This is a genomic window from Streptomyces sp. NBC_01166, assembly GCF_045039765.1.
Classification (GTDB): Bacteria; Actinomycetota; Actinomycetes; order Streptomycetales; family Streptomycetaceae; genus Streptomyces.
The window spans coordinates 5,049,005-5,068,829 of the sequence record NZ_CP108613.1 but is presented as its reverse complement, the minus strand read 5'-3'; the positions used below and the strand labels follow the sequence as shown (position 1 = coordinate 5,068,829).

The following is a 19,825-nucleotide window of genomic DNA, read 5'->3' as shown; positions in this document are numbered from 1 at the left end:
GCGATTTAGCGCTTGCTGTACTGCGGGGCCTTACGGGCCTTCTTGAGACCGGCCTTCTTGCGCTCGACCGCACGGTCGTCGCGGGAGAGGAAGCCGGCCTTCTTCAGCGTGGCGCGGTTGTTGTCCGCGTCCGCCTCGTTCAGCGCGCGGGCCACACCGAGGCGCAGGGCGCCGGCCTGACCGGAGACGCCGCCACCCGAGATGCGGGCGATGACGTCGTAGCGGCCGTCGAGCTCGAGCACCTTGAAGGGCTCGTTGACTTCCTGCTGGTGCACCTTGTTGGGGAAGTAGTCCTCAAGGGTGCGACCGTTGATCTTCCACTTGCCGGTGCCCGGAACGATCCGGACGCGGGCGATGGCATTCTTGCGACGGCCAAGGCCGGCCGCGGGCTGCGGGTCGCCGAAGCGGCCGGCGAGCGACTCGGAGGTGTACTCACCCTCGACGGGGACCTCCGACTCGAAGGTGGTCACCTCGGCGAAGGTCTCTTCGCCCTCGGTGCCCGCCGTGTCGTCGGCGGTCGTCTCAACAGTGGTCTCGGCCACGATGCTCCTCAGATCTTTCTTTACGTCTTAGGGGGGAGGCCGGAACTACTGCGCGACCTGGGTGATCTCGAACGGGACCGGCTGCTGCGCAGCGTGCGGGTGCTGGTCGCCCGCGTAGACCTTGAGCTTCGAGAGCATCTGGCGACCCAGGGTGTTCTTGGGGATCATGCCCTTGATGGCCTTCTCGACAGCCTTCTCGGGGTTCTTCGAGAGGAGCTCGTCGTAGCGCACGGAACGGAGACCGCCCGGGAAGCCCGAGTGGCGGTACGCCATCTTCTGGGTCTTCTTGTTGCCGGAGAGGTGAACCTTCTCGGCGTTGATGATGATGACGAAGTCGCCCATGTCCATGTGGGGGGCGTAGATCGCCTTGTGCTTGCCTCGGAGGAGGTTCGCAGCCGTGGTGGCCAGACGGCCGAGGACGATGTCCTCAGCGTCGATGATGTGCCACTGGCGAGTGACATCGCCGGGCTTGGGGCTGTACGTACGCACTTCGTAGCCTTCGCTTCTTCAGTGGATGAGGTCCAGACAACACATGGCACCCCTGAAGCGATCATGCAGCTGGGGCACACAATGCCGGGGACGATGCCCGTATGCGAGCCACTGGTAACTGCTCCAGAGAACCTACGTACGGGCTCTTCGCGTGAGAACGCCGAAGCCCATACGTATAACAACCACCGACAGTACCCGCCCCGCCCGGGACGGGTCAAAACGCGCCGGTCCTACCGCTTCCGCTCGACCCGGCGCTCGTCCCAGACCGGCTCCGTGGACTCCCGCACCATCCCGTCCGAGCCGAAGACCAGATAGCGGTCGAAGGACTTCGCGAACCAGCGGTCGTGCGTCACGGCCACGACCGTCCCGTCGTACACCTCGAGCCCGTCCTGCAGTGCCTCGGCCGACTCCAGGTCCAGGTTGTCCGTCGGCTCGTCCAGCAGCAGCGCGGTCGTGCCGGCCAGCTCCAGGAGCAGGATCTGGAACCGCGCCTGCTGCCCGCCGGACAGCCTCTCGAAGGCCTGGTCGCCCTGGCGCTCCAGCTCGTAGCGCCGCAGCACCGACATCGCGCCGCCACGGTCCTTGGCGTGCTCCGTCCACAGGATCTCGACGAGTGTCTTGCCCAGCAGCTCCGGATGGGCGTGCGTCTGCGCGAAGTGGCCGGGCACGACCCGCGCCCCGAGCTTCCACTCACCGGTGTGCGCGACCGGCTCCCCGGCCAGCAGCCGCAGGAAGTGCGACTTCCCCGAACCGTTGGAGCCGAGGACCGCGACCCGCTCCCCGTAGTAGATCTCCAGGTCGAACGGCTTCATCAGACCGGTCAGCTCCAGGTTGGCGCACGTCACCGCCCGCACCCCGGTCCGCCCGCCGCGCAGCCGCATCCTGATGTCCTGCTCGCGGGGCGGCTCCGGCGGCGGGCCCGCCTCCTCGAACTTCTTGAAGCGGGTCTGCATCGCGTGGTAGCGGTTCGCCATGTCGGGACTGTTCGCCGCCTGCTGCCGCATCCGCAGGACGAGCGCCTTCAGCCGGGCGTGCTCCTCCTCCCAGCGCCGCAGGAGCTCCTCGAAGCGCGCGAAACGCTCCTTGCGGGCCTGGTGGTACGTCCCGAATCCGCCGCCGTGCACCCAGACGTCCGAGCCGGCGGGGCTTGGCTCCACACTCACGATCTTCTCGGCGGCCCGCGAGAGCAGCTCCCGGTCGTGGGAGACGAAGAGGACCGTCTTACGGGTCTCCTTGAGCTTCTCCTCCAGCCACCGCTTGCCGGGTACGTCCAGATAGTTGTCCGGCTCGTCCAGGAGCAGCACCTCGTCCGGGCCCCTCAGCAGCGCCTCCAGGACCAGCCGCTTCTGCTCGCCCCCGCTGAGCGTGCGCACCTCGCGCCACTGCGCCTTCTCGTACGGGACACCGAGCGCGGCCGTGGTGCACATGTCCCAGAGCGTCTCGGCCTCGTACCCCCGCGCCTCGGCCCAGTCGCTGAGCGCCTGCGCGTACGCCATCTGCGCGGCCTCGTCGTCCACGGTGAGGATGCGCTCCTCCGCCGCGTCGACCGCCTTCGCCGCTTCCCTGATGCGGGGCTGGGCCACGGACACCAGCAGGTCGCGGACGGTCCGCTCGTCGCGTACGGAGCCCACGAACTGGGCCATCACGCCCAGCCCGCCGCTCACCGAGACCGAGCCGCCGTGCGGCTGGAGCTCTCCGGCGAGCAGCTTCAGCAGCGTCGTCTTGCCCGCCCCGTTCGCGCCGACGAGGGCGACGACGGCGCCGTCGGCCACCCGGAACGAAGCGTCGCCGAGCAGCACCCGTCCGTCCGGTAGGTAGTACTCCAGATGGCCCGCTTCAAGATGTCCCATGCACAGCATTGTCACGGCATGCGAACCGTTGACCCAACCGGATTACGGTCGGTCTAGGATTCGCCGCATGAGCTTTGGGCAAGGGGGGCCCTCCTGGGGGCCGGGAGAGAGCCGGACTCCGGACTGGGCGGCGCTCGCGGAGGCGTCCGCGGCACGCGGCAGGCGCAAGAAGTGGCTGATGATCGGCGGCGGTGCGCTGGCCACCGCCGCGGTGGCCGCGATCGTGGCCACGGCCGTCATCACGACCGACGGAGGCGGGGCCTCCGGGTCGGACAAGAACGCGAGCGAGCTGCCGGCCCCCGCCGACCTGCCCTCGGAGACCTCCGCACCGGAGCCCTCCTTCTCCTCGGTGGCACCGCCGCCCCCGCCGGACCCGAAGGACTACATAGCCGACGAGAAGAAGGACAAGGCCCCGGTGGACGTCAACGCCTTCTTCCCCGGCAAGAAGCTGACCATGGGCGACCGCGTCTACGCCAAGGGCGCCACCGCCCGCACGGCGAACTGCGCCGCGACGACCCAGGGCGCGCTCGGCTCGATCCTCGAGAACAACGGCTGTGACCAGGTCATCCGCGCGACGTACAGCAAGGGTGGCGTGGCGGTCACCGTCGGACTCGCCGTCTTCGGCACCGAGGCGGAGGCCAGGAAGGCCGCCCAGCAGGCGTCCGGCGGAGTCGCCTCGCTCAGCGGTTCGGGAGTCCCCACCTTCTGCCGCGGCGGATCCGTCTGCCGGCGCACCGCCAACTCCTACGGCCGTTACGCCTACTTCACGATCGGCGGCTACACCAGCGGGAAGAACGTCACCACGGCCTCCAGGGACGCGTACAAGGTGGGTGACGACCTGACCGACTTCACCTTCCGGCAGATCCGACACCGCGGCGAGGTCCAGGCCTCGGCCGCCGCAGGGGCCCCCGTCGTCTGACCGCCCGTGCTGTGCTCCGTCCCCCCACGCACCAGTCCCCGTCCCTCCCCTCGACCGAGGACCCGCAGCCGTGCGTCTGACCACCCTCTTCACCCTCCCGCGCGTCCTGCGCCACAGTGACGCGATAGGCGCCGGTCTGCCCCCGGACGAGGCCGTGGTCCTCGACGCCCCGGACCCCTCGCTGCGGGTGGCCCTCGCCGCCGCCGCGGCGGGTGACCACGCCCCGGCCGCCGAACTGCTCGCCCTCACCCGCGAGCACGCCCAGTGGGAGCGCAGGGACACCTGTGTCACCCGCCTCGCACGGGCCTCGCTGCACCACCCGGGCTGGCTGGACAGCTGGCTGGAGGAGTCCCCGGAAGACCCCGACGCCGTACTGGTCAAGGCCGACCAGTACATCTGCCAGGCCTGGCAGATACGGACGGGGGCCCGGGCCAAGCACATCGAGGCCGACCAGTTCCGGGCGTTCCACGCGGTGCTGCGGGACTCGGTGCCGGTGATATCCGCCGCCGCCGAGCTCAACCCCGACGACCCCGTCCCGTGGCGCGTCGCGCTGACCCAGGCCCGGGGCATCCAGGCCCCGCGGGACGTCTTCGACACCTATCTGGCCGAGGCGAACGCACGCGACCCGCACCACGAGGGCTGCCACACCCAGGCGCTCCAGTACCTCTGCGGCAAGTGGTACGGCTCGCACGAGGAGATGTTCGCCTTCGCCGAGCGCGCGGCCGATCAGGCACCTCCCGGCTCCCGGCTCCACGCGCTGCCGCTCCAGGCCGTCGTCGAATACCTGATCGCCGACGAGGAGACGTCCGGCCCCGACCACACCGCCCGCGCCGAGGCGGCGGTGACCCGCGCCCAGGCCCTGTCCGACAGCTACGCCCCGGGGGACCGGGAGGCCGCCGGCTTCCGGAACCACCTGGCCCTGGTCCTGTGGTCGATGAACCGCTACGAGGAGGCCCTCACGGCCTTCCGCAGCATCGGGGTGCACGCCACGACCTTCCCGTGGACCTATTTCGGCGAGCCCCGGGCCGAATTCCTGGAGGCCCGCTCCGACACCCGCGTCGAGTTGGCCATGAAGGTCCCCTTCTTCCGCCCCTCCCCCGAGCCCCCGGCCACCGGCGCGCCCGAATGGGAGGGTGAGCTGGCACCGCGGTCGGTCGCCATCGCCTCCACCGGCCCCACCGAGGTGGCCCACGCCGCCCTGATCTGCGGCCACAGCCTGCGGACGGCTCCGGCCGGCAGCCATCACACGTACGTCGAGATCGTCCCGGACCCCGTACGCGGCAAACGCGCGGCCCTGCTCCCGGAGGACCCGCTCACCTCGGCGGCCGACAACTTCACCACGGCCGAGGAGTGGCCCGCCCTGGTCCTGCACCGCACCCCGGAACGCAGCAGCTTCACCCTGCTGCACCGGGGCAGGAAGGTGACGGACCACACCTGGGAGACCGCCGCACCCGCCACCGACCACGCCGAGGCGGGCGCGACGGCCGCCGCGCTGGCCCGGGTGTACAAGCTGACCGACCCGCGTCCCCTGGCACACATCCTGCGGGCCACCGGCGATCCCGCCCGCCACCAGGGAGAGCTCGTCGCCGCCCTGGGCCTCCCGCCGCTGCCGGCCGGATACGGGGGCGAGCAGGAGATCCTCACGGCGCTCCCCGGGGCCCGGGTGCTGGCCCGGCGCGGCTTCCTCGCGGGCATGCGGGACACCATGACCACCAAGGACGGCGTCCACCCGGAGGCCCCCGCCCCGGACGAACCGCACCCGGCCCGCTGGTGGGTCCTGCGCACGGCCGGACTGCTCTTCTTCAGCGCGGCGGCGGTCTACGCCTGGTGGACGCCCGACATCGGCTGGTTCCGCTCCACCGCGTCCACCGCCGTCGCCCTGTACTTCGCGGCCAAGCTGCTCCGGGCCCGGCGCCGCAGACCGGTCAGCAGCAGCCCGCCCCCGGAAGCGTCCTGACGTTCCGGGCCTCCAGCGCCCTGGCCGCCAGCAACTCGTCGGCCGGATAGGCCACTTCCTCCAGCGTCAGCCCGTGCGGCCGCACCACGTGCACCGCCGGATCCCGCACCTTGGCCGCCAGCACCTCGGCAGGCCACCCGGCCGGCCTGCGCCCGTCCCCGACGAACAGCGCCGCGCCGATCAGCGCCCGCACCATGTTGTGGCAGAACGCGTCCGCCTGAACGGTCGCCGTCAGCACACCCGACTCCGCGTCCCGCACCCAGTGCAGCTTCTGGAGCGTACGGATGGTCGTCGCACCCTCACGCTTCTTGCAGTACGCGGCGAAGTCGTGCTCCCCCACCATCAGGGCGGCCGCCTCGTTCATCGCGTCCAGGTTCAGCGGCCGGTCGTGCCAGAGCACATGGCCGCGGGTCAGCGGGTCCACACCGCCCGGCCGGTCCCCCACGCGGTACGCGTAACGCCGCCACAGCGCGGAGAAGCGCGCGTTGAACCCCGCGGGGGCCTCGGCCGCCCGCCAGATCCGTACGTCCAGCGGCAGGCGCCCCGCCATCCGCCGCAGCAGCTTCTCCTCGTGCTCCGCCCACACCTCGGCCGGCAGGTCGACGTGCGCCACCTGCCCGCGCGCGTGCACCCCGGCGTCGGTGCGCCCGGCCACCGTCAGGTCGTACGTCACCGACGACCGCGTCACGGTGCGCAGCGCGTCCTCGATCTCGCCCTGCACCGTGCGCCTGCTGGTCTGCTTCGCCCAGCCGGAGAAGTCCTTGCCGTCGTAGGAAAGGTCCAGCCGTACCCGTACAAAGCCGGGCTCTGCCTCGTCACTCACCCGCAGATCCTCTCAAAACCGAACGGGCCCGCACCGCCCCGAAGGGTGATGCGGGCCCGTACCTGGGTCTCAGAACGCTCAGGCGTCCTTGGACTCCTCAGCGGCGTCGGCCGGCTTGGCGTCCTCGACGGTCTCGGCCGGAGCCTCGTCCTTCTTGAGGGCGTCTTCCTTGACAGCACGCTTCGTCGCGGCCTCGGCCTCACCGGTGGCCTGCTGGGCCACGGTCAGCGCCTCGACCAGCTCGATGACGGCCATCGGGGCGTTGTCGCCACGACGGTTGCCGATCTTGGTGATGCGGGTGTAACCACCGGGGCGGTTCTCGTACCGCGGGGCGATCTCGGTGAAGAGCGTGTGCACGATGCCCTTGTCCGTGATCGACTGCAGCACCAGGCGACGGTTGTGGATGTCGCCCTTCTTCGCCTTGGTGATGAAACGCTCGGCGACCGGACGCAGGCGGCGGGCCTTGGCCTCGGTCGTGGTGATGCGGCCGTGCTCGAACAGCGACTTCGCGAGGTTGATGAGAAGAAGCTTCTCGTGCGCAGCGCTGCCGCCCAGACGGGCACCCTTGGCGGGCTGAGGCATGGTTTTTCTCCTTGTGTGCTGCACCGGCCGTATCAGGTACCGGTGTCAGTTCCCGCGAGGCGGCCGCCCCGCGGAAGTCCTTACTTGCCCCGGCGGGGGGCGCCCATGGGCACCCCCCGCCGGGAGGCGGCTCAGTACTGCTCGGTCTCCACGAAACCGGCGTCCGCGTCGTCGTCCGCGCCGAAGGCGTCCGCGGCAGCGGTCGGGTCGAAGCCGGGAGGCGAGTCCTTGAGCGCCAGGCCCATACCGGCCAGCTTCGCCTTGACCTCGTCGATCGACTTCGCACCGAAGTTGCGGATGTCGAGCAGGTCCGCCTCGGAGCGGGCCACGAGCTCACCCACGGAGTGGATGCCCTCGCGCTTGAGGCAGTTGTACGAACGGACCGTGAGCTCGAGCTCCTCGATCGGCAGCGCCAGATCGGCGGCGAGCGCGGCGTCCGTCGGGGACGGGCCCATGTCGATGCCCTCGGCGTCGATGTTGAGCTCGCGCGCCAGGCCGAACAGCTCGACCAGGGTCTTACCGGCCGACGCCATGGCGTCACGGGGACGCATGGCCTGCTTGGTCTCGACGTCGACGATCAGCTTGTCGAAGTCGGTGCGCTGCTCGACACGGGTCGCCTCGACCTTGTACGTGACCTTGAGCACCGGCGAGTAGATGGAGTCGACCGGGATCCGGCCGATCTCCTGGCCCACCTGCTTGTTCTGGACGGCGGAGACGTAGCCGCGACCGCGCTCGACGGTCAGCTCCATCTCCAGCTTGCCCTTGCCGTTGAGCGTGGCCAGGACCAGGTCCGGGTTGTGGACCTCGACACCGGCCGGCGGGGCGATGTCAGCAGCGGTGACCAGGCCGGGACCCTGCTTGCGCAGGTACATCACGACCGGCTCGTCGTGCTCCGAGGAGACGACCAGCTGCTTGATGTTGAGGATGAGGTCGGTCACGTCCTCCTTGACGCCCGGCACGGTGGTGAACTCGTGCAGGACACCGTCGATCCGGATGCTGGTGACAGCGGCACCGGGGATCGAGGAGAGGAGGGTACGACGCAGGGAGTTACCGAGGGTGTAACCGAAGCCCGGCTCCAGCGGCTCGATCACGAACCGGGAGCGGAACTCGTCGACGACCTCTTCGGTCAGCGACGGACGCTGAGCGATAAGCATGAAGGAATCCTTCAGTCGTGGGCACCCACTATTTGATGCCCGACAGATGAAACAAGGATACGGGCGGCACGCCCTGGGAAGGACATACCGCCCGGATCCGACGCTACTGACGCACGGCCGTCACCGGCCGTGACGAATCAGACGCGGCGACGCTTCGGCGGACGGCAGCCGTTGTGCGGCGTCGGGGTGACGTCCTGGATCGAACCGACCTCGAGGCCCGTGGCCTGGAGGGAGCGGATCGCGGTCTCGCGGCCGGAGCCCGGACCCTTCACGAAGACGTCGACCTTGCGCATGCCGTGCTCCTGCGCGCGGCGGGCGGCCGACTCGGCGGCCATCTGCGCGGCGAAGGGGGTGGACTTGCGCGAGCCCTTGAAGCCGACGTGGCCGGCGGAGGCCCAGGAGATCACGTTGCCCGAGGGGTCCGTGATCGAGACGATGGTGTTGTTGAACGTGCTCTTGATGTGGGCGTGCCCGTGAGCGACGTTCTTCTTTTCCTTGCGACGCACCTTCTTGGCTGCGCCCTGACGACCCTTGGGGGGCATGTCTTGACTCCAGATGGAGAGGGGAGGTGATCGGTCCTACAGCGAAGACCGCTGGTTTCCGCGGAGGCCCGGTGACCGGACACCCGCAGTACGTCCGCTGAGGACTACTTCTTGCCCGGCTTCTTCTTACCGGCGATGGCGCGACGCGGGCCCTTACGGGTACGCGCGTTGGTGCTGGTGCGCTGACCGTGGACCGGCAGACCGCGGCGGTGCCGGATGCCCTGGTAGCAGCCGATCTCGATCTTGCGGCGGATGTCGCCCTGGATCTCGCGGCGAAGGTCACCCTCGGTGCGAAGGTTGGCGTCCACGTACTCGCGGATCTTGACCAGGTCCTCTTCGGCCAGGTCACGAACGCGGGTGTTCGGGTTCACGCCGGCGGCGGCGAGGATCTCCTTGGACCGGGTGCGCCCGATACCGAAGACGTAGGTGAGGGCAACCTCCACGCGCTTTTCACGCGGGATGTCAACACCTGAAACGCGTGCCATTCAATGGCTCCAGTTGTTATTTCGGGGGTCTTCCGCAGTGCCACTCCCGAACGCCGACCTCGTCCGCGTGGGAAGAGGTGGTACGCCCGGGTCCCCGGCCCCCGCCGGAGGTGTCGTCAGCCGAAGCTTGGACGGGCTCTGCGTATGTACGTTTACGTGCGTCGCGCGAAGAGCTGCGAGATGCAGGTGGTCGTGCGTCAGCCCTGGCGCTGCTTGTGGCGCAGGTTGTCGCAGATGACCATGACCCGGCCGTGACGGCGGATCACCTTGCACTTGTCGCAGATCTTCTTGACGCTCGGCTTGACCTTCATGGGATGTCAGGTTCTCCGGGTCAGTGCCCTCACCACGCCGAAGCGGGGTGGCGGCAAGATCTACTTGTACCGGTAGACGATCCGGCCACGCGTCAGGTCGTACGGAGACAGCTCCACGACGACCCGGTCATCCGGGAGGATGCGGATGTAGTGCATCCGCATCTTGCCGCTGATGTGCGCGAGGACTTTGTGACCGTTCTGGAGTTCCACCTTGAACATGGCGTTCGGGAGGGACTCGATCACGGTGCCCTCAATTTCGATGGCACCTTGCTTCTTGGCCACGCTTCGCCTTTCGAATCGGCTACCTTGATCGACTCACGCCCGCCGCATGAAGACACACGGATGCACGAGAGCCGACGAGTCAGTCTACGTCAGCGGACTCCAAAAGACGAATCCGTCAAGTTTGCCCACTTCCTCTGATCCTTAGACACGGATCAGCCGGACAGTCCTGGTGAGCGTCAGGCACGAGCATCAGGCCGGAGTGTCAGGCCAGCGGGTCCGGCGCGGCCTCCACGCCGTACTGGGCGAGCTTCGCACGGCCGCAGTCCGGGGAGGTCAGGACCAGCGGCCCCTGCTCCGTGAGAGCGATCGAGTGCTCCCAGTGCGAGGACCAGGTGCCGTCCGTCGTGAGGACGGTCCACTCGTCGTCGAGGACCTTCGTCTGCGCCGTGCCCAGCGAGACCATCGGCTCGATCGCCAGGCAGACGCCCGGAACCAGCTTGATGCCCTTGCCGCGCTTGCGGGAGACGTAGTTCAGGAGGTGCGGGTCCATGTGCATCTCGGTGCCGATGCCGTGGCCGCCGTAGTCCTCGATGATCCCGTACTTGCCGGTCGCCGGGCGGGGCTGGCGGCGGATGTAGGACTCGATGGCCTTCGAGATGTCGACGAGCCGGTTGTTCACCTTCATCGCGGCGATCCCGGCCCACATCGACTCCTCGGTCACCCGGGAGAGCTCGACGAGCTCCGGAGCGTGACCGGTGCCCACGAAGGCCGTGTACGCCGCGTCGCCGTGCCAGCCGTCGACGATCGCACCGGCGTCGATCGAGATGATGTCGCCGTCCTTCAGGACGGTCTTCTCGTCCGGGATGCCGTGGACGACGACCTCGTTGACCGAGGTGCAGATCGTCGCGGGGAACCCGCCGTAACCCAGGAAGTTCGACTTCGCGCCGTGGTCGGCGATCACCTTGCGGGCGACCTCGTCCAGGTCCTTCGTCGTGGCGCCGGGGACGGCCGCCTCGCGGGTGGCGGCGTGAATGGCAGCGACCACGAGGCCCGCCTCGCGCATCTTCGCGATCTGCTCGGGGGTCTTGATCTGCACCATTGCGCGGCGCCTCTCTGCGTACGAAGGGAAACGGTTGAAGCCGTACTCCACGATACGGCGCCAAAACAGTCGGCCGCGACGCCCGAGGGCGCCGCGGCCGGCTGTGTGGTTCTACGGAGGCGGGTGGTCAGCCCTCGTCGGACTTCTTGAGGGCCTCCATGGCCCGCTCGGTCACCTCGGTGACCTTGCCGAGCGCGGAGATCGTCACGACCAGCCCCTGGGACCGGTAGTAGTCGATGATCGGCTCGGTCTGCGTGTGGTAGACCTCGAGACGGGTACGGACCGTCTCCTCGGTGTCGTCGTCCCGCTGGTACAGCTCGCCACCGCAGGCGTCGCAGACGCCCTCGGTCTTCGGCGGGTTGTACGTCACGTGGAAGACGTGCGCGCTGTCGTTACGGCAGATACGGCGGCCGGCGATGCGCTTGACCACCTCGTCCTCGGGGACCTCGAGGTCAAGAACCGCGTCGAGCTTGACGCCCTCACTGTGCAGCATCTCGTCGAGTGCCGCGGCCTGCCCCACATTGCGGGGAAAGCCGTCCAGGAGGAAGCCGTTCTCGGCGTCCGACTGGGACATGCGGTCCTTGGCCATCGCGATGGTGACTTCGTCCGGCACCAGCTGTCCCGCGTCCATGAAGGCGCGGGCCTGCTTGCCAAGGTCGGTGCCCTGGCTGATGTTGGCGCGGAAGAGGTCGCCCGTGGAGATGTGCGGAATCGACAGATTCTTGGCAAGGAACGCAGCCTGCGTTCCCTTGCCGGCACCGGGCGGCCCGACGAGGACGATTCGCATCAGCGGAGGAACCCTTCGTAATTGCGCTGCTGGAGCTGACTCTCGATCTGCTTCACGGTCTCCAGACCCACACCCACGATGATCAGGATGCTCGTCCCGCCGAACGGGAAGTTCTGGTTAGCGCCACCGAAGCCTGCCAACGCCATCGTCGGCACCAGAGCGATCAGACCCAGGTACAGCGAGCCCGGCCAAGTGATCCGGTTGAGCACGTAGCTCAGATACTCGGCAGTAGGTCGACCTGCCCGGATACCCGGGATGAAGCCACCATACTTCTTCATGTTGTCCGCGACTTCCTCGGGGTTGAACGAGATCGCCACATAGAAGAATGCGAAGAACACGATCAACAGGAAGTACGTCGCGATGTAGTACGGGTGGTCGCCCTTGACGAAGTGGTCCTGAATCCAGGTCGCCCAGCCCGCGGTGGAGTTGGAGAACTGAACGATTAGAGCAGGGATATAGAGCAGCGAAGAAGCGAAGATGACGGGAATCACACCCGCCTGGTTCACCTTCAGCGGGATGTAAGTGGACGTACCACCGTAGGACCGGCGCCCGATCATCCGCTTCGCGTACTGCACCGGAACCCGGCGCTGGGCCTGTTCGACGAAGACGACGAGGCCGACCATCACGAAGCCGATGAGGATGACGGTGATGAACTCGATCCAGCCGTCGGCCAGCTTGCCGCTCTGCTTGATGGCCCAGAGAGCGCCGGGGAAGCTGGCGGCGATCGAGATGAACATCAGGATCGACATGCCGTTGCCGATGCCGCGGTCGGTGATGAGCTCACCGAGCCACATGACGGCGGCGGTGCCGGCGGTCATGGTGATCACCATGACGATGGTCGTGAAGATCGACTGGTTCGGGACGACCTGGTCGGCGACGGAGCAGCCGCTGAAGAGGGCGCCGCTGCGGGCGGTCGCCACGAGGCCGGTGCCCTGGAGGATGGCCAGCGCGACGGTCAGATAACGCGTGTACTGCGTGATCTTGGCCGTGCCCGACTGCCCCTCCTTCTTGAGGGCTTCGAGCCTGGGGATGACGACGGTCAGCAGTTGGAGAATGATGCTGGCCGTGATGTACGGCATGATGCCGAGCGCGAAGATCGTGATCTGCAGCAGTGCACCACCGCTGAACATGTTCACCAGACCGAACAGGCTGTTGTTGCCCTGACTCGCCTGGTCAACACAGGTCTGGACGTTCTCGTAGCTCACCCCCGGTACGGGAATGTGCGCCCCGAGACGGTAGAGCACGATGATGCCGAGCGTGAAGAGCAGCTTCTTGCGCAGGTCGGGCGTCTTGAACGCCCGGGCGAACGCGGTGAGCACGGTGCCTCCTGCGACCCCCGCGCAAAAGCGTGAGGTGACGGTCTTGAGGATCGACGATTACGTAACAGCCAAAGGACCCCGGGCTCTTGCCCAGGACTTACCACAGCAACAGTGCACGCCACCTTACCGGCGTACATGCCCCCCTAGGAACGACCAACCGGGGATGCCCCAAATGAGAGGCATCCCCGGTCGGGTGTTCAGGCCACAGCCCTGTCCGAGTTGTCTCAGACGAGTTCGGTGACGGTGCCGCCGGCGGCGGCGATCTTCTCCTTGGCGGAGCCGGAGACGGCGTCAACCGAAACCTGCAGCGCCACGGAGATCTCGCCCTGTCCGAGGACCTTGACGAGGTGGTTGTTGCGCACAGCGCCCTTGGCGACCAGGTCGGCCACCGTGACCTCTCCACCCTCGGGGTAGAGCGTCGCGAGCTTGTCCAGGTTCACGACCTGGTACTCCGTGCGGAACGGGTTCTTGAAGCCCTTGAGCTTCGGGAGACGCATGTGGAGGGGCATCTGGCCACCCTCGAAGCGCTCCGGAACCTGGTAACGAGCCTTCGTACCCTTGGTACCACGGCCTGCGGTCTTACCCTTGGACGCCTCACCACGACCCACACGGGTCTTGGCGGTCTTGGCGCCCGGGGCAGGCCGGAGGTTGTGGGCCTTCAGCGGGCTGTTCTCCGCCATGTCAGTCAACCTCCTCAACCGTCACGAGGTGGCGGACGGTCTGAACCATTCCGCGGAACTCGGGGCGGTCCTCCTTGACAACCACGTCGTGCAGGCGCTTGAGCCCGAGCGAACGCAGGGTGTCGCGGTGGTTCTGCTTGCTGCCGATGTACGACTTCGTCTGCGTGATCTTGAGGCGAGCCATTACGCACCCGCTCCCGCACGCGCACGGAGCAGAGCCGCGGGGGCGACGTCCTCGAGGGGCAGACCGCGGCGGGCCGCGATCTCCTCGGGACGCTGCAGGCCCTGGAGGGCCGCCACGGTCGCGTGCACGATGTTGATCGGGTTCGAAGAACCGAGCGACTTCGACAGGATGTCGTGAACGCCGGCGCACTCCAGAACGGCGCGCACCGGGCCACCGGCGATAACACCGGTACCGGGGGAAGCAGGCTTCAGCAGGACGACGCCCGCAGCCTTCTCGCCCTGGATCGGGTGAGGGATGGTGCCCTGGATACGCGGGACCTTGAAGAAGCTCTTCTTGGCCTCTTCGACGCCCTTGGCGATGGCCGCGGGAACTTCCTTGGCCTTGCCGTATCCGACACCGACGGTGCCGTCACCATCGCCCACCACGACCAGCGCGGTGAAGCTGAAGCGACGACCACCCTTCACTACCTTGGCGACGCGGTTGATCGCGACGACACGCTCGACGTACGCGGTCTTCTCGGCGGCAGCGCCACCGTCACGGCCCTTCCGGTCCCGCCGCTCGCCGCCACCGGCACCGCTTCCGCGGCGCTGGGGTCCAGCCATTGGATTTACCTCTCTCTGTTACGTCCGCTGTGCGTTGGAACCGGGGCTTAGAACTTCAGCCCGGCTTCACGGGCGGCGTCAGCCAGAGCGGCAATCCGCCCGGCGTACTGGTTACCACCGCGGTCAAACACGACGGCCTCGACGCCTGCAGCCTTGGCACGCTCGGCGACCAGGGCGCCGACCTGCTTGGCCTGGGCGCTCTTGTCACCCTCCGCACCACGGATCGAGGTGTCCAGGGTCGACGCCGACGCGAGCGTGTGGCCCGCGATGTCGTCGATGACCTGGGCCACGATGTGGCGGTTGGAACGCGTCACGACCAAGCGGGGACGCTCCGGCGAACCGGAGATGTGCTTGCGGACGCGGATGTGGCGCCGCTTGAGAGCGGCACGCTTGTACGCGTCGCCCTTGGCGATCTTCACACCGTATGCCATGGCTACTTACCAGCCTTTCCGACCTTGCGGCGGATGACCTCGCCCGCGTACTTGACGCCCTTGGCCTTGTACGGGTCGGGCTTCCGCAGCTTGCGGATGTTGGCGGCTACCTCGCCGACCTTCTGCTTGTCGATGCCCTCGACGCTGAGCTTCGTGGGCGACTCGACCTTGAAGGTGATGCCATCCGGAGCCTCGATGAGGATCGGGTGGCTGTAGCCCAGGGCGAACTCCAGGTTGGAGCCCTTCGCCTGGACGCGGTAACCGACACCGCTGATCTCGAGCGCCTTGCTGTATCCCTGGGTCACACCGGTGATCATGTTCGCCACCAGCGTGCGGGACAGGCCGTGAAGGGCCTTGTTCTGACGCTCGTCGTTCGGGCGGACGACGTTGAGCACGCCGTCCTCACCCTTGGTGACCTCGATCGGCGCTGCGACGGTGTGCGAGAGGGAACCCTTCGGGCCCTTCACCGCGACCGTGCGGCCATCGATGGTGACGTCCACACCGGCGGGAACCTGGATGGGGAGCTTGCCGATTCGCGACATGAGCTTTTCCTCCGTTCCCGACTACCAGACGTAGGCGAGGACTTCCCCACCTACGCCCTTCTTGCTGGCCTGCTGGCCGGTCAGGAGACCGTGGGACGTGGAGATGATCGCCACGCCCAGGCCGCCGAGAACCTTCGGCAGATTGGTGGACTTTGCGTATACACGCAGACCCGGCTTCGAGATGCGCTTGATGCCGGCGATCGAACGCTCGCGGTTCGGCCCGAACTTCAGCTCGAGAACGAGGCTCTTACCGACCTCGGCATCCTCGACCTTCCAGCCGGTGATGAAGCCCTCCTGCTGGAGGATCTCCGCGATGTGCGACTTGATCTTGCTGTGCGGCATCGAAACATCGTCGTGATACGCCGAGTTCGCGTTACGCAGACGCGTGAGCATGTCTGCGATGGGATCAGTCATGGTCATGAGTTGGCCTTCGGCCTCTCTCGCCGGGGTTTCCTGTATGCGCCATCCCTCTCCCCACTCAGTGGCGGGACGGGTGCGGTGCGGGGACCTACGGCGTAGTAAGTCGGTCAGGGCGGCAGGCGCCCAACCCTTCAAGCCTACGGCATGAAGAGCGGGGCTCCTGCCGACCGGATACTTACCGAGAGCTTTCTGGTCCTACGACGCCCGAGGGCGAAGGAGGATTACCAGGAGCTCTTGGTCACGCCCGGCAGCTCGCCACGGTGAGCCATCTCACGAAGGCACACGCGGCAGAGGCCGAACTTGCGGTAGACGGAGTGGGGCCGGCCGCAGCGCTGGCAGCGGGTGTAACCGCGCACGCCGAACTTCGGCTTACGGGCGGCCTTAGCGATCAGAGCCTTCTTCGCCACGGTCAGTTCTCCTTGAACGGGAAGCCGAGGTGACGAAGCAGGGCACGACCCTCGTCGTCGTTGGTCGCCGTGGTGACCACGGTGATGTCCATGCCCCGGACCCGGTCGATCTTGTCCTGGTCGATCTCGTGGAACATGACCTGCTCCGTGAGACCGAAGGTGTAGTTGCCACGGCCGTCGAACTGCTTCGGCGACAGACCACGGAAGTCACGGATACGCGGAAGCGCGAGCGACAGCGTACGGTCCAGGAACTCCCACATGCGGTCACCACGGAGGGTGACGTGGCAGCCGATCGGCTGCCCCTCGCGCAGCTTGAACTGCGCGATCGACTTGCGGGCCTTCGTGACGGCGGGCTTCTGGCCGGTGATCGTGGTGAGGTCCTTGACGGCACCGTCGATCAGCTTGGAGTCGCGGGCGGCGTCGCCCACACCCATGTTGACCACGATCTTGACCAGACCGGGGACCTGCATGACGTTCTCGTAAGAGAACTCCTCACGCAGCTTGCCGGCGATTTCCTCGCGGTAGCGCGTCTTGAGACGCGGCGCAGTGGTGGTCGTCATCAGATGTCCTCACCGGTCCGCTTGGCAACGCGGATCTTCTTGCCCTCGTCGTCAAAGCGGTAGCCGACGCGGGTGACGACCTTGTTGCCGTCCTTCTCCACAACCAGCTGAACGTTGCTGACGTGAATCGGGGCCTCGGTGGTGACAATGCCACCCGTCTGCGAACCGCGAGCCGTCTGACCGGCCTTGGTGTGCTTCTTGACCCGGTTGACACCCTCGACGAGGACGCGGTCCTGAGCGGGGAAGGCAACGATGACCTTGCCCTGCTTGCCCTTGTCCTTACCGGTGATGACCTGAACCAGGTCGCCCTTCTTGATCTTCATGCTTACAGCACCTCCGGCGCGAGCGAGATGATCTTCATGAACTTCTTCTCGCGCAGCTCACGGCCCACCGGGCCGAAGATACGGGTGCCGCGGGGGTCGCCGTCGTTCTTGAGAATGACAGCGGCGTTCTCGTCGAAGCGGATGTACGAGCCATCCGGGCGACGACGCTCCTTGACGGTGCGAACGATGACCGCCTTGACGACGTCACCCTTCTTCACGTTGCCACCGGGGATCGCGTCCTTGACGGTGGCGACGATGACGTCACCGATGCCCGCGTAGCGGCGACCCGAGCCACCGAGAACACGGATGGTGAGAATTTCCTTCGCACCCGTGTTGTCGGCGACGCGCAGTCGCGACTCCTGCTGGATCACGTCTATCTCCTGATCGTCTGCCGGTTCCCGGCGGGGGCTCCGGTGAAGGTGCCCCCGCCGAGCCTGGCGGAACTTGCCTGAGGGGGATGCCCCTCAGGAATTACTTGGCCTTCTCGAGGATCTCGACGATGCGCCAGCGCTTCGTGGCCGACAGCGGACGCGTCTCCATGATGACAACGCGGTCGCCGACGCCTGCAGCGTTCTGCTCGTCGTGGGCCTTGAGCTTGTTCGTACGGCGGATGACCTTGCCGTACAGCGCGTGCTTGACGCGGTCCTCGACAGCGACGACGACGGTCTTGTCCATCTTGTCGCTGACGACCAGACCCTCACGGGTCTTACGGAAACCGCGGTCGGTGTTGGTCTCAGTCACAGTCTTCTCGCTCATCAGACGCTCTCCACCGTCTCGATGCCCAGCTCGCGCTCGCGCATCAGGGTGTAGATCCGGGCGATGTCCTTACGGACGGACTTGAGCCGACCGTGGTTCTCGAGCTGGCCCGTCGCCGCCTGGAAGCGGAGATTGAACAGCTCTTCCTTGGCCTCGCGGAGCTTGTTGAGAAGCTCCTCGTTGCCCAGCTCGCGCAGCTCGGACGCCTTGGTACCGGCCGACATCACGACTCACCTGCCTCGCGCCGAACGATCCGGCACTTCATCGGAAGCTTGTGAGCAGCGCGGGTGAGCGCCTCACGAGCAATCTTCTCGTTCGGGTAGGACAGCTCGAACATCACCCGACCGGGCTTGACGTTCGCGATCCACCACTCGGGAGAACCCTTACCGGAACCCATGCGGGTCTCGGCAGGCTTCTTCGTCAGGGGGCGGTCCGGGTAGATGTTGATCCAGACCTTGCCGCCACGCTTGATGTGGCGGGTCATCGCGATACGAGCTGCCTCGATCTGGCGGTTCGTCACGTACGCCGGGGACAGCGCCTGGATGCCGTACTCGCCGAACGCAACCTGCGTGCCACCCTTGGACATACCGCTGCGCTTCGGGTGGTGCTGCTTGCGGTGCTTGACCCTACGGGGGATCAGCATTTCGGTCAGGCCTCCGTTCCGGTGCTCTCAGCCGGAGCAGCGGCGGCGGGAGCGTCGGCCTTGGGGGCCTCCGCTGCCGGCGCGGACTGCTGCGGCTTGCGGCCGCGACCGCCACGCTCGCCACCACGGCCACCACGGCCGGCCGGGCGGTCAGCGCCGCCACGGGCCGGACGGTTGCCGGCGCGAGCCGCTGCGTTCTCGGCGCGGACCTCGGCGATGTTCTTGACGTCGCCCTTGTAGATCCAGACCTTCACACCGATGCGGCCGAAGGTCGTCTTGGCCTCGAAGAAGCCGTAGTCGACGTTCGCACGGAGCGTGTGCAGGGGCACGCGGCCCTCGCGGTAGAACTCCGAGCGGGACATCTCGGCGCCGCCGAGGCGGCCACCGCACTGGATCTTGATGCCCTTTGCGCCCGCCTTCATCGTGCTCTGCATGCTCTTACGCATGGCACGACGGAAGGAGACACGGGAGGAGAGCTGCTCGGCGACGGCCTGGGCCACCAGCTGAGCGTCCACCTCGGGGTTCTTGACCTCGAGGATGTTCAGCTGGACCTGCTTGCCGGTCAGCTTCTCCAGCTCGCCACGGATGCGGTCGGCCTCGGCGCCACGGCGACCGATGACGATGCCCGGGCGGGCGGTGTGGATGTCAACGCGGACGCGGTCGCGGGTGCGCTCGATCTCGACCTTCGAGATGCCGGCCCGCTCCATGCCCTTCGTCATCATGCGACGAATGGCGACGTCTTCCTTGACGTAGTCCTTGTACAGCTTGTCGGCGTACCAACGGGACTTGAAGTCCGTGGTAATGCCGAGCCGGAACCCGTGCGGGTTTACCTTCTGGCCCATTACCGGGTTCCTTCCTTGCTGCTGACGACCACGGTGATGTGGCTGGTCCGCTTACGGATCCGGTAGGCACGGCCCTGAGCACGCGGACGGAACCGCTTCAGGGTCGGACCCTCGTCCACGAACGCCTCGCTGATGACCAGCGAAGAGGCGTCAGGGTGGTCGTAGTTGTGTGCAGCGTTGGCGATGGCGCTGTCAAGCACCTTGCCAACCGGCACGCTCGCGGCCTGCGGGGCGAAACGCAGGACCGCCTGAGCCTCCGTGGCATCCATGCCACGGATGAGGTCCACCACTCGGCGGGCCTTCATGGGCGTGACGCGGATGTACCGCGCCTGGGCCCTGGCTTCCATGGTTGTC

The 19,825-nt window shown here is 67.3% G+C and carries 30 protein-coding genes; 2 read left to right on the top strand and 28 right to left on the bottom strand.

Annotated features, from left to right (window positions below):
• Nucleotides 1–5: 5 nt before the first annotated feature.
• The 3 genes from rpsI to OG379_RS23480 form a co-directional block, all read right to left on the bottom strand.
• Nucleotides 6–542, bottom strand: a complete 537-nt coding sequence (gene rpsI, locus OG379_RS23490; protein WP_393762454.1) for a 30S ribosomal protein S9 — start codon at nucleotides 540–542, stop codon at nucleotides 6–8.
• Between the two features lie 45 nt (nucleotides 543–587).
• The gene (gene rplM / locus OG379_RS23485; RefSeq protein ID WP_030914195.1) at nucleotides 588–1,031 is read right to left on the bottom strand and encodes a 50S ribosomal protein L13; all 444 of its coding nucleotides are present in this window, start codon (nucleotides 1,029–1,031) and stop codon (nucleotides 588–590) included.
• 230 nt (nucleotides 1,032–1,261) lie between these two features.
• A complete protein-coding gene (locus OG379_RS23480; RefSeq protein WP_405665006.1) occupies nucleotides 1,262–2,881 on the bottom strand; it encodes an ABC-F family ATP-binding cassette domain-containing protein in 1,620 nt (539 codons plus the stop codon).
• Nucleotides 2,882–2,948: 67 nt separating this feature from the next.
• On the opposite strand from OG379_RS23480, the gene OG379_RS23475 reads away from it, so the two are divergent.
• Together OG379_RS23475 and OG379_RS23470 are read left to right on the top strand one after the other, a co-directional pair.
• Complete coding sequence (locus OG379_RS23475; protein WP_405665005.1) at nucleotides 2,949–3,800, top strand: hypothetical protein; 852 nt, start codon at nucleotides 2,949–2,951, stop codon at nucleotides 3,798–3,800.
• A gap of 70 nt (nucleotides 3,801–3,870) precedes the next feature.
• Entirely contained in the window at nucleotides 3,871–5,757 is a 1,887-nt protein-coding gene (locus tag OG379_RS23470; protein ID WP_405665004.1) for a hypothetical protein, read from the top strand.
• Here OG379_RS23470 and truA read toward each other — a convergent pair.
• The 25 genes from truA to rplV form a co-directional block, all read right to left on the bottom strand.
• Nucleotides 5,726–6,580 carry a tRNA pseudouridine(38-40) synthase TruA gene (gene truA, locus OG379_RS23465; RefSeq protein WP_405665003.1) on the bottom strand — a complete coding sequence of 285 codons (855 nt, stop codon included), beginning with the start codon at nucleotides 6,578–6,580 and terminating at the stop codon, nucleotides 5,726–5,728. The genes OG379_RS23470 and truA overlap by 32 nt on opposite strands.
• Nucleotides 6,581–6,658: 78 nt before the next feature.
• On the bottom strand, nucleotides 6,659–7,162 hold the full coding sequence (rplQ, locus tag OG379_RS23460) for a 50S ribosomal protein L17 (protein WP_362935024.1): 504 nt from the start codon (nucleotides 7,160–7,162) through the stop codon (nucleotides 6,659–6,661).
• 131 nt (nucleotides 7,163–7,293) lie between these two features.
• Nucleotides 7,294–8,316 carry a DNA-directed RNA polymerase subunit alpha gene (locus OG379_RS23455; RefSeq protein ID WP_003966937.1) on the bottom strand — a complete coding sequence of 341 codons (1,023 nt, stop codon included), beginning with the start codon at nucleotides 8,314–8,316 and terminating at the stop codon, nucleotides 7,294–7,296.
• A gap of 137 nt (nucleotides 8,317–8,453) precedes the next feature.
• Nucleotides 8,454–8,858, bottom strand: coding sequence for a 30S ribosomal protein S11 (gene rpsK, locus OG379_RS23450; RefSeq protein WP_003956432.1), 405 nt, complete (start codon nucleotides 8,856–8,858; stop codon nucleotides 8,454–8,456).
• A gap of 104 nt (nucleotides 8,859–8,962) precedes the next feature.
• Nucleotides 8,963–9,343, bottom strand: a complete 381-nt coding sequence (rpsM, locus tag OG379_RS23445; RefSeq protein WP_014154579.1) for a 30S ribosomal protein S13 — start codon at nucleotides 9,341–9,343, stop codon at nucleotides 8,963–8,965.
• A 197-nt stretch (nucleotides 9,344–9,540) separates the two neighbouring features.
• On the bottom strand, nucleotides 9,541–9,654 hold the full coding sequence (gene rpmJ, locus OG379_RS23440; RefSeq protein WP_003956441.1) for a 50S ribosomal protein L36: 114 nt from the start codon (nucleotides 9,652–9,654) through the stop codon (nucleotides 9,541–9,543).
• Between the two features lie 60 nt (nucleotides 9,655–9,714).
• On the bottom strand, nucleotides 9,715–9,936 hold the full coding sequence (gene infA, locus OG379_RS23435; protein ID WP_003956442.1) for a translation initiation factor IF-1: 222 nt from the start codon (nucleotides 9,934–9,936) through the stop codon (nucleotides 9,715–9,717).
• A 202-nt stretch (nucleotides 9,937–10,138) separates the two neighbouring features.
• Nucleotides 10,139–10,975 carry a type I methionyl aminopeptidase gene (map, locus tag OG379_RS23430; RefSeq protein WP_405665002.1) on the bottom strand — a complete coding sequence of 279 codons (837 nt, stop codon included), beginning with the start codon at nucleotides 10,973–10,975 and terminating at the stop codon, nucleotides 10,139–10,141.
• A gap of 127 nt (nucleotides 10,976–11,102) precedes the next feature.
• The gene (locus OG379_RS23425) at nucleotides 11,103–11,762 is read right to left on the bottom strand and encodes an adenylate kinase (RefSeq protein WP_356714192.1); all 660 of its coding nucleotides are present in this window, start codon (nucleotides 11,760–11,762) and stop codon (nucleotides 11,103–11,105) included.
• Nucleotides 11,762–13,081 carry a preprotein translocase subunit SecY gene (gene secY / locus OG379_RS23420; RefSeq protein WP_104788304.1) on the bottom strand — a complete coding sequence of 440 codons (1,320 nt, stop codon included), beginning with the start codon at nucleotides 13,079–13,081 and terminating at the stop codon, nucleotides 11,762–11,764. Before secY ends, OG379_RS23425 begins: the two co-directional genes overlap by 1 nt.
• Nucleotides 13,082–13,305: 224 nt before the next feature.
• Nucleotides 13,306–13,761, bottom strand: a complete 456-nt coding sequence (gene rplO / locus OG379_RS23415; RefSeq protein ID WP_014047794.1) for a 50S ribosomal protein L15 — start codon at nucleotides 13,759–13,761, stop codon at nucleotides 13,306–13,308.
• 1 nt (nucleotide 13,762) lies between these two features.
• On the bottom strand, nucleotides 13,763–13,945 hold the full coding sequence (gene rpmD, locus OG379_RS23410) for a 50S ribosomal protein L30 (protein WP_214920405.1): 183 nt from the start codon (nucleotides 13,943–13,945) through the stop codon (nucleotides 13,763–13,765).
• Nucleotides 13,945–14,547 carry a 30S ribosomal protein S5 gene (gene rpsE, locus OG379_RS23405; RefSeq protein ID WP_014047793.1) on the bottom strand — a complete coding sequence of 201 codons (603 nt, stop codon included), beginning with the start codon at nucleotides 14,545–14,547 and terminating at the stop codon, nucleotides 13,945–13,947. Before rpsE ends, rpmD begins: the two co-directional genes overlap by 1 nt.
• 47 nt (nucleotides 14,548–14,594) lie before the next feature.
• Nucleotides 14,595–14,978 carry a 50S ribosomal protein L18 gene (gene rplR / locus OG379_RS23400; RefSeq protein ID WP_033297607.1) on the bottom strand — a complete coding sequence of 128 codons (384 nt, stop codon included), beginning with the start codon at nucleotides 14,976–14,978 and terminating at the stop codon, nucleotides 14,595–14,597.
• 2 nt (nucleotides 14,979–14,980) lie between these two features.
• Nucleotides 14,981–15,520 carry a 50S ribosomal protein L6 gene (gene rplF, locus OG379_RS23395; RefSeq protein WP_275493830.1) on the bottom strand — a complete coding sequence of 180 codons (540 nt, stop codon included), beginning with the start codon at nucleotides 15,518–15,520 and terminating at the stop codon, nucleotides 14,981–14,983.
• A gap of 21 nt (nucleotides 15,521–15,541) precedes the next feature.
• On the bottom strand, nucleotides 15,542–15,940 hold the full coding sequence (gene rpsH / locus OG379_RS23390; RefSeq protein ID WP_104788302.1) for a 30S ribosomal protein S8: 399 nt from the start codon (nucleotides 15,938–15,940) through the stop codon (nucleotides 15,542–15,544).
• Between the two features lie 221 nt (nucleotides 15,941–16,161).
• On the bottom strand, nucleotides 16,162–16,347 hold the full coding sequence (locus OG379_RS23385; RefSeq protein WP_003948630.1) for a type Z 30S ribosomal protein S14: 186 nt from the start codon (nucleotides 16,345–16,347) through the stop codon (nucleotides 16,162–16,164).
• A 2-nt stretch (nucleotides 16,348–16,349) separates the two neighbouring features.
• The gene (rplE, locus tag OG379_RS23380) at nucleotides 16,350–16,907 is read right to left on the bottom strand and encodes a 50S ribosomal protein L5 (protein ID WP_073718383.1); all 558 of its coding nucleotides are present in this window, start codon (nucleotides 16,905–16,907) and stop codon (nucleotides 16,350–16,352) included.
• Nucleotides 16,907–17,230, bottom strand: coding sequence for a 50S ribosomal protein L24 (gene rplX / locus OG379_RS23375; RefSeq protein ID WP_014047788.1), 324 nt, complete (start codon nucleotides 17,228–17,230; stop codon nucleotides 16,907–16,909). Before rplX ends, rplE begins: the two co-directional genes overlap by 1 nt.
• Before the next feature lie 2 nt (nucleotides 17,231–17,232).
• Nucleotides 17,233–17,601 (bottom strand): 50S ribosomal protein L14, encoded by a 369-nt coding sequence (gene rplN, locus OG379_RS23370; protein ID WP_003974257.1) that lies wholly within the window; start codon nucleotides 17,599–17,601, stop codon nucleotides 17,233–17,235.
• A gap of 100 nt (nucleotides 17,602–17,701) precedes the next feature.
• A complete protein-coding gene (gene rpsQ / locus OG379_RS23365) occupies nucleotides 17,702–17,986 on the bottom strand; it encodes a 30S ribosomal protein S17 (protein WP_069171155.1) in 285 nt (94 codons plus the stop codon).
• A complete protein-coding gene (rpmC, locus tag OG379_RS23360) occupies nucleotides 17,986–18,210 on the bottom strand; it encodes a 50S ribosomal protein L29 (protein ID WP_014047786.1) in 225 nt (74 codons plus the stop codon). Before rpmC ends, rpsQ begins: the two co-directional genes overlap by 1 nt.
• Nucleotides 18,210–18,629 (bottom strand): 50S ribosomal protein L16, encoded by a 420-nt coding sequence (gene rplP / locus OG379_RS23355; RefSeq protein ID WP_014154587.1) that lies wholly within the window; start codon nucleotides 18,627–18,629, stop codon nucleotides 18,210–18,212. The genes rpmC and rplP overlap by 1 nt, the downstream gene beginning before the upstream one ends.
• Before the next feature lie 5 nt (nucleotides 18,630–18,634).
• Nucleotides 18,635–19,471, bottom strand: a complete 837-nt coding sequence (gene rpsC, locus OG379_RS23350; protein WP_014047784.1) for a 30S ribosomal protein S3 — start codon at nucleotides 19,469–19,471, stop codon at nucleotides 18,635–18,637.
• Nucleotides 19,471–19,818: a 50S ribosomal protein L22 gene (gene rplV, locus OG379_RS23345; protein ID WP_073733141.1), complete on the bottom strand. Its 348-nt coding sequence runs from the start codon at nucleotides 19,816–19,818 to the stop codon at nucleotides 19,471–19,473. Before rplV ends, rpsC begins: the two co-directional genes overlap by 1 nt.
• Between the last annotated feature and the right edge of the window lie 7 nt (nucleotides 19,819–19,825).

Coding starts and splice junctions, on each gene's coding strand:
- rplX (WP_014047788.1), bottom strand. CDS start 17,230: ATGAAGATCAAGAAGGGCGACCTGGTTCAGGTCATCACCGGTAAGGAC.
- rplR (WP_033297607.1), bottom strand. CDS start 14,978: ATGGCATACGGTGTGAAGATCGCCAAGGGCGACGCGTACAAGCGTGCC.
- rpsC (WP_014047784.1), bottom strand. CDS start 19,471: ATGGGCCAGAAGGTAAACCCGCACGGGTTCCGGCTCGGCATTACCACG.
- map (WP_405665002.1), bottom strand. CDS start 10,975: ATGGTGCAGATCAAGACCCCCGAGCAGATCGCGAAGATGCGCGAGGCG.
- rpsQ (WP_069171155.1), bottom strand. CDS start 17,986: ATGAGCGAGAAGACTGTGACTGAGACCAACACCGACCGCGGTTTCCGT.
- rpmJ (WP_003956441.1), bottom strand. CDS start 9,654: ATGAAGGTCAAGCCGAGCGTCAAGAAGATCTGCGACAAGTGCAAGGTG.
- rpmD (WP_214920405.1), bottom strand. CDS start 13,945: ATGGCTCGCCTCAAGATCACGCAGACGAAGTCGTACATCGGCAGCAAG.
- rpsK (WP_003956432.1), bottom strand. CDS start 8,858: ATGCCCCCCAAGGGTCGTCAGGGCGCAGCCAAGAAGGTGCGTCGCAAG.
- OG379_RS23425 (WP_356714192.1), bottom strand. CDS start 11,762: ATGCGAATCGTCCTCGTCGGGCCGCCCGGTGCCGGCAAGGGAACGCAG.
- rpsM (WP_014154579.1), bottom strand. CDS start 9,343: ATGGCACGCGTTTCAGGTGTTGACATCCCGCGTGAAAAGCGCGTGGAG.
- rplF (WP_275493830.1), bottom strand. CDS start 15,520: ATGTCGCGAATCGGCAAGCTCCCCATCCAGGTTCCCGCCGGTGTGGAC.
- OG379_RS23475 (WP_405665005.1), top strand. CDS start 2,949: ATGAGCTTTGGGCAAGGGGGGCCCTCCTGGGGGCCGGGAGAGAGCCGG.
- rpsE (WP_014047793.1), bottom strand. CDS start 14,547: ATGGCTGGACCCCAGCGCCGCGGAAGCGGTGCCGGTGGCGGCGAGCGG.
- OG379_RS23480 (WP_405665006.1), bottom strand. CDS start 2,881: ATGGGACATCTTGAAGCGGGCCATCTGGAGTACTACCTACCGGACGGA.
- rpmC (WP_014047786.1), bottom strand. CDS start 18,210: ATGTCGGCCGGTACCAAGGCGTCCGAGCTGCGCGAGCTGGGCAACGAG.
- rplO (WP_014047794.1), bottom strand. CDS start 13,761: ATGGCGGAGAACAGCCCGCTGAAGGCCCACAACCTCCGGCCTGCCCCG.
- rplP (WP_014154587.1), bottom strand. CDS start 18,629: ATGCTGATCCCCCGTAGGGTCAAGCACCGCAAGCAGCACCACCCGAAG.
- OG379_RS23455 (WP_003966937.1), bottom strand. CDS start 8,316: ATGCTTATCGCTCAGCGTCCGTCGCTGACCGAAGAGGTCGTCGACGAG.
- rpsH (WP_104788302.1), bottom strand. CDS start 15,940: ATGACCATGACTGATCCCATCGCAGACATGCTCACGCGTCTGCGTAAC.
- rplQ (WP_362935024.1), bottom strand. CDS start 7,162: ATGCCTCAGCCCGCCAAGGGTGCCCGTCTGGGCGGCAGCGCTGCGCAC.
- rplE (WP_073718383.1), bottom strand. CDS start 16,907: ATGACGACCACCACTGCGCCGCGTCTCAAGACGCGCTACCGCGAGGAA.
- rplV (WP_073733141.1), bottom strand. CDS start 19,818: ATGGAAGCCAGGGCCCAGGCGCGGTACATCCGCGTCACGCCCATGAAG.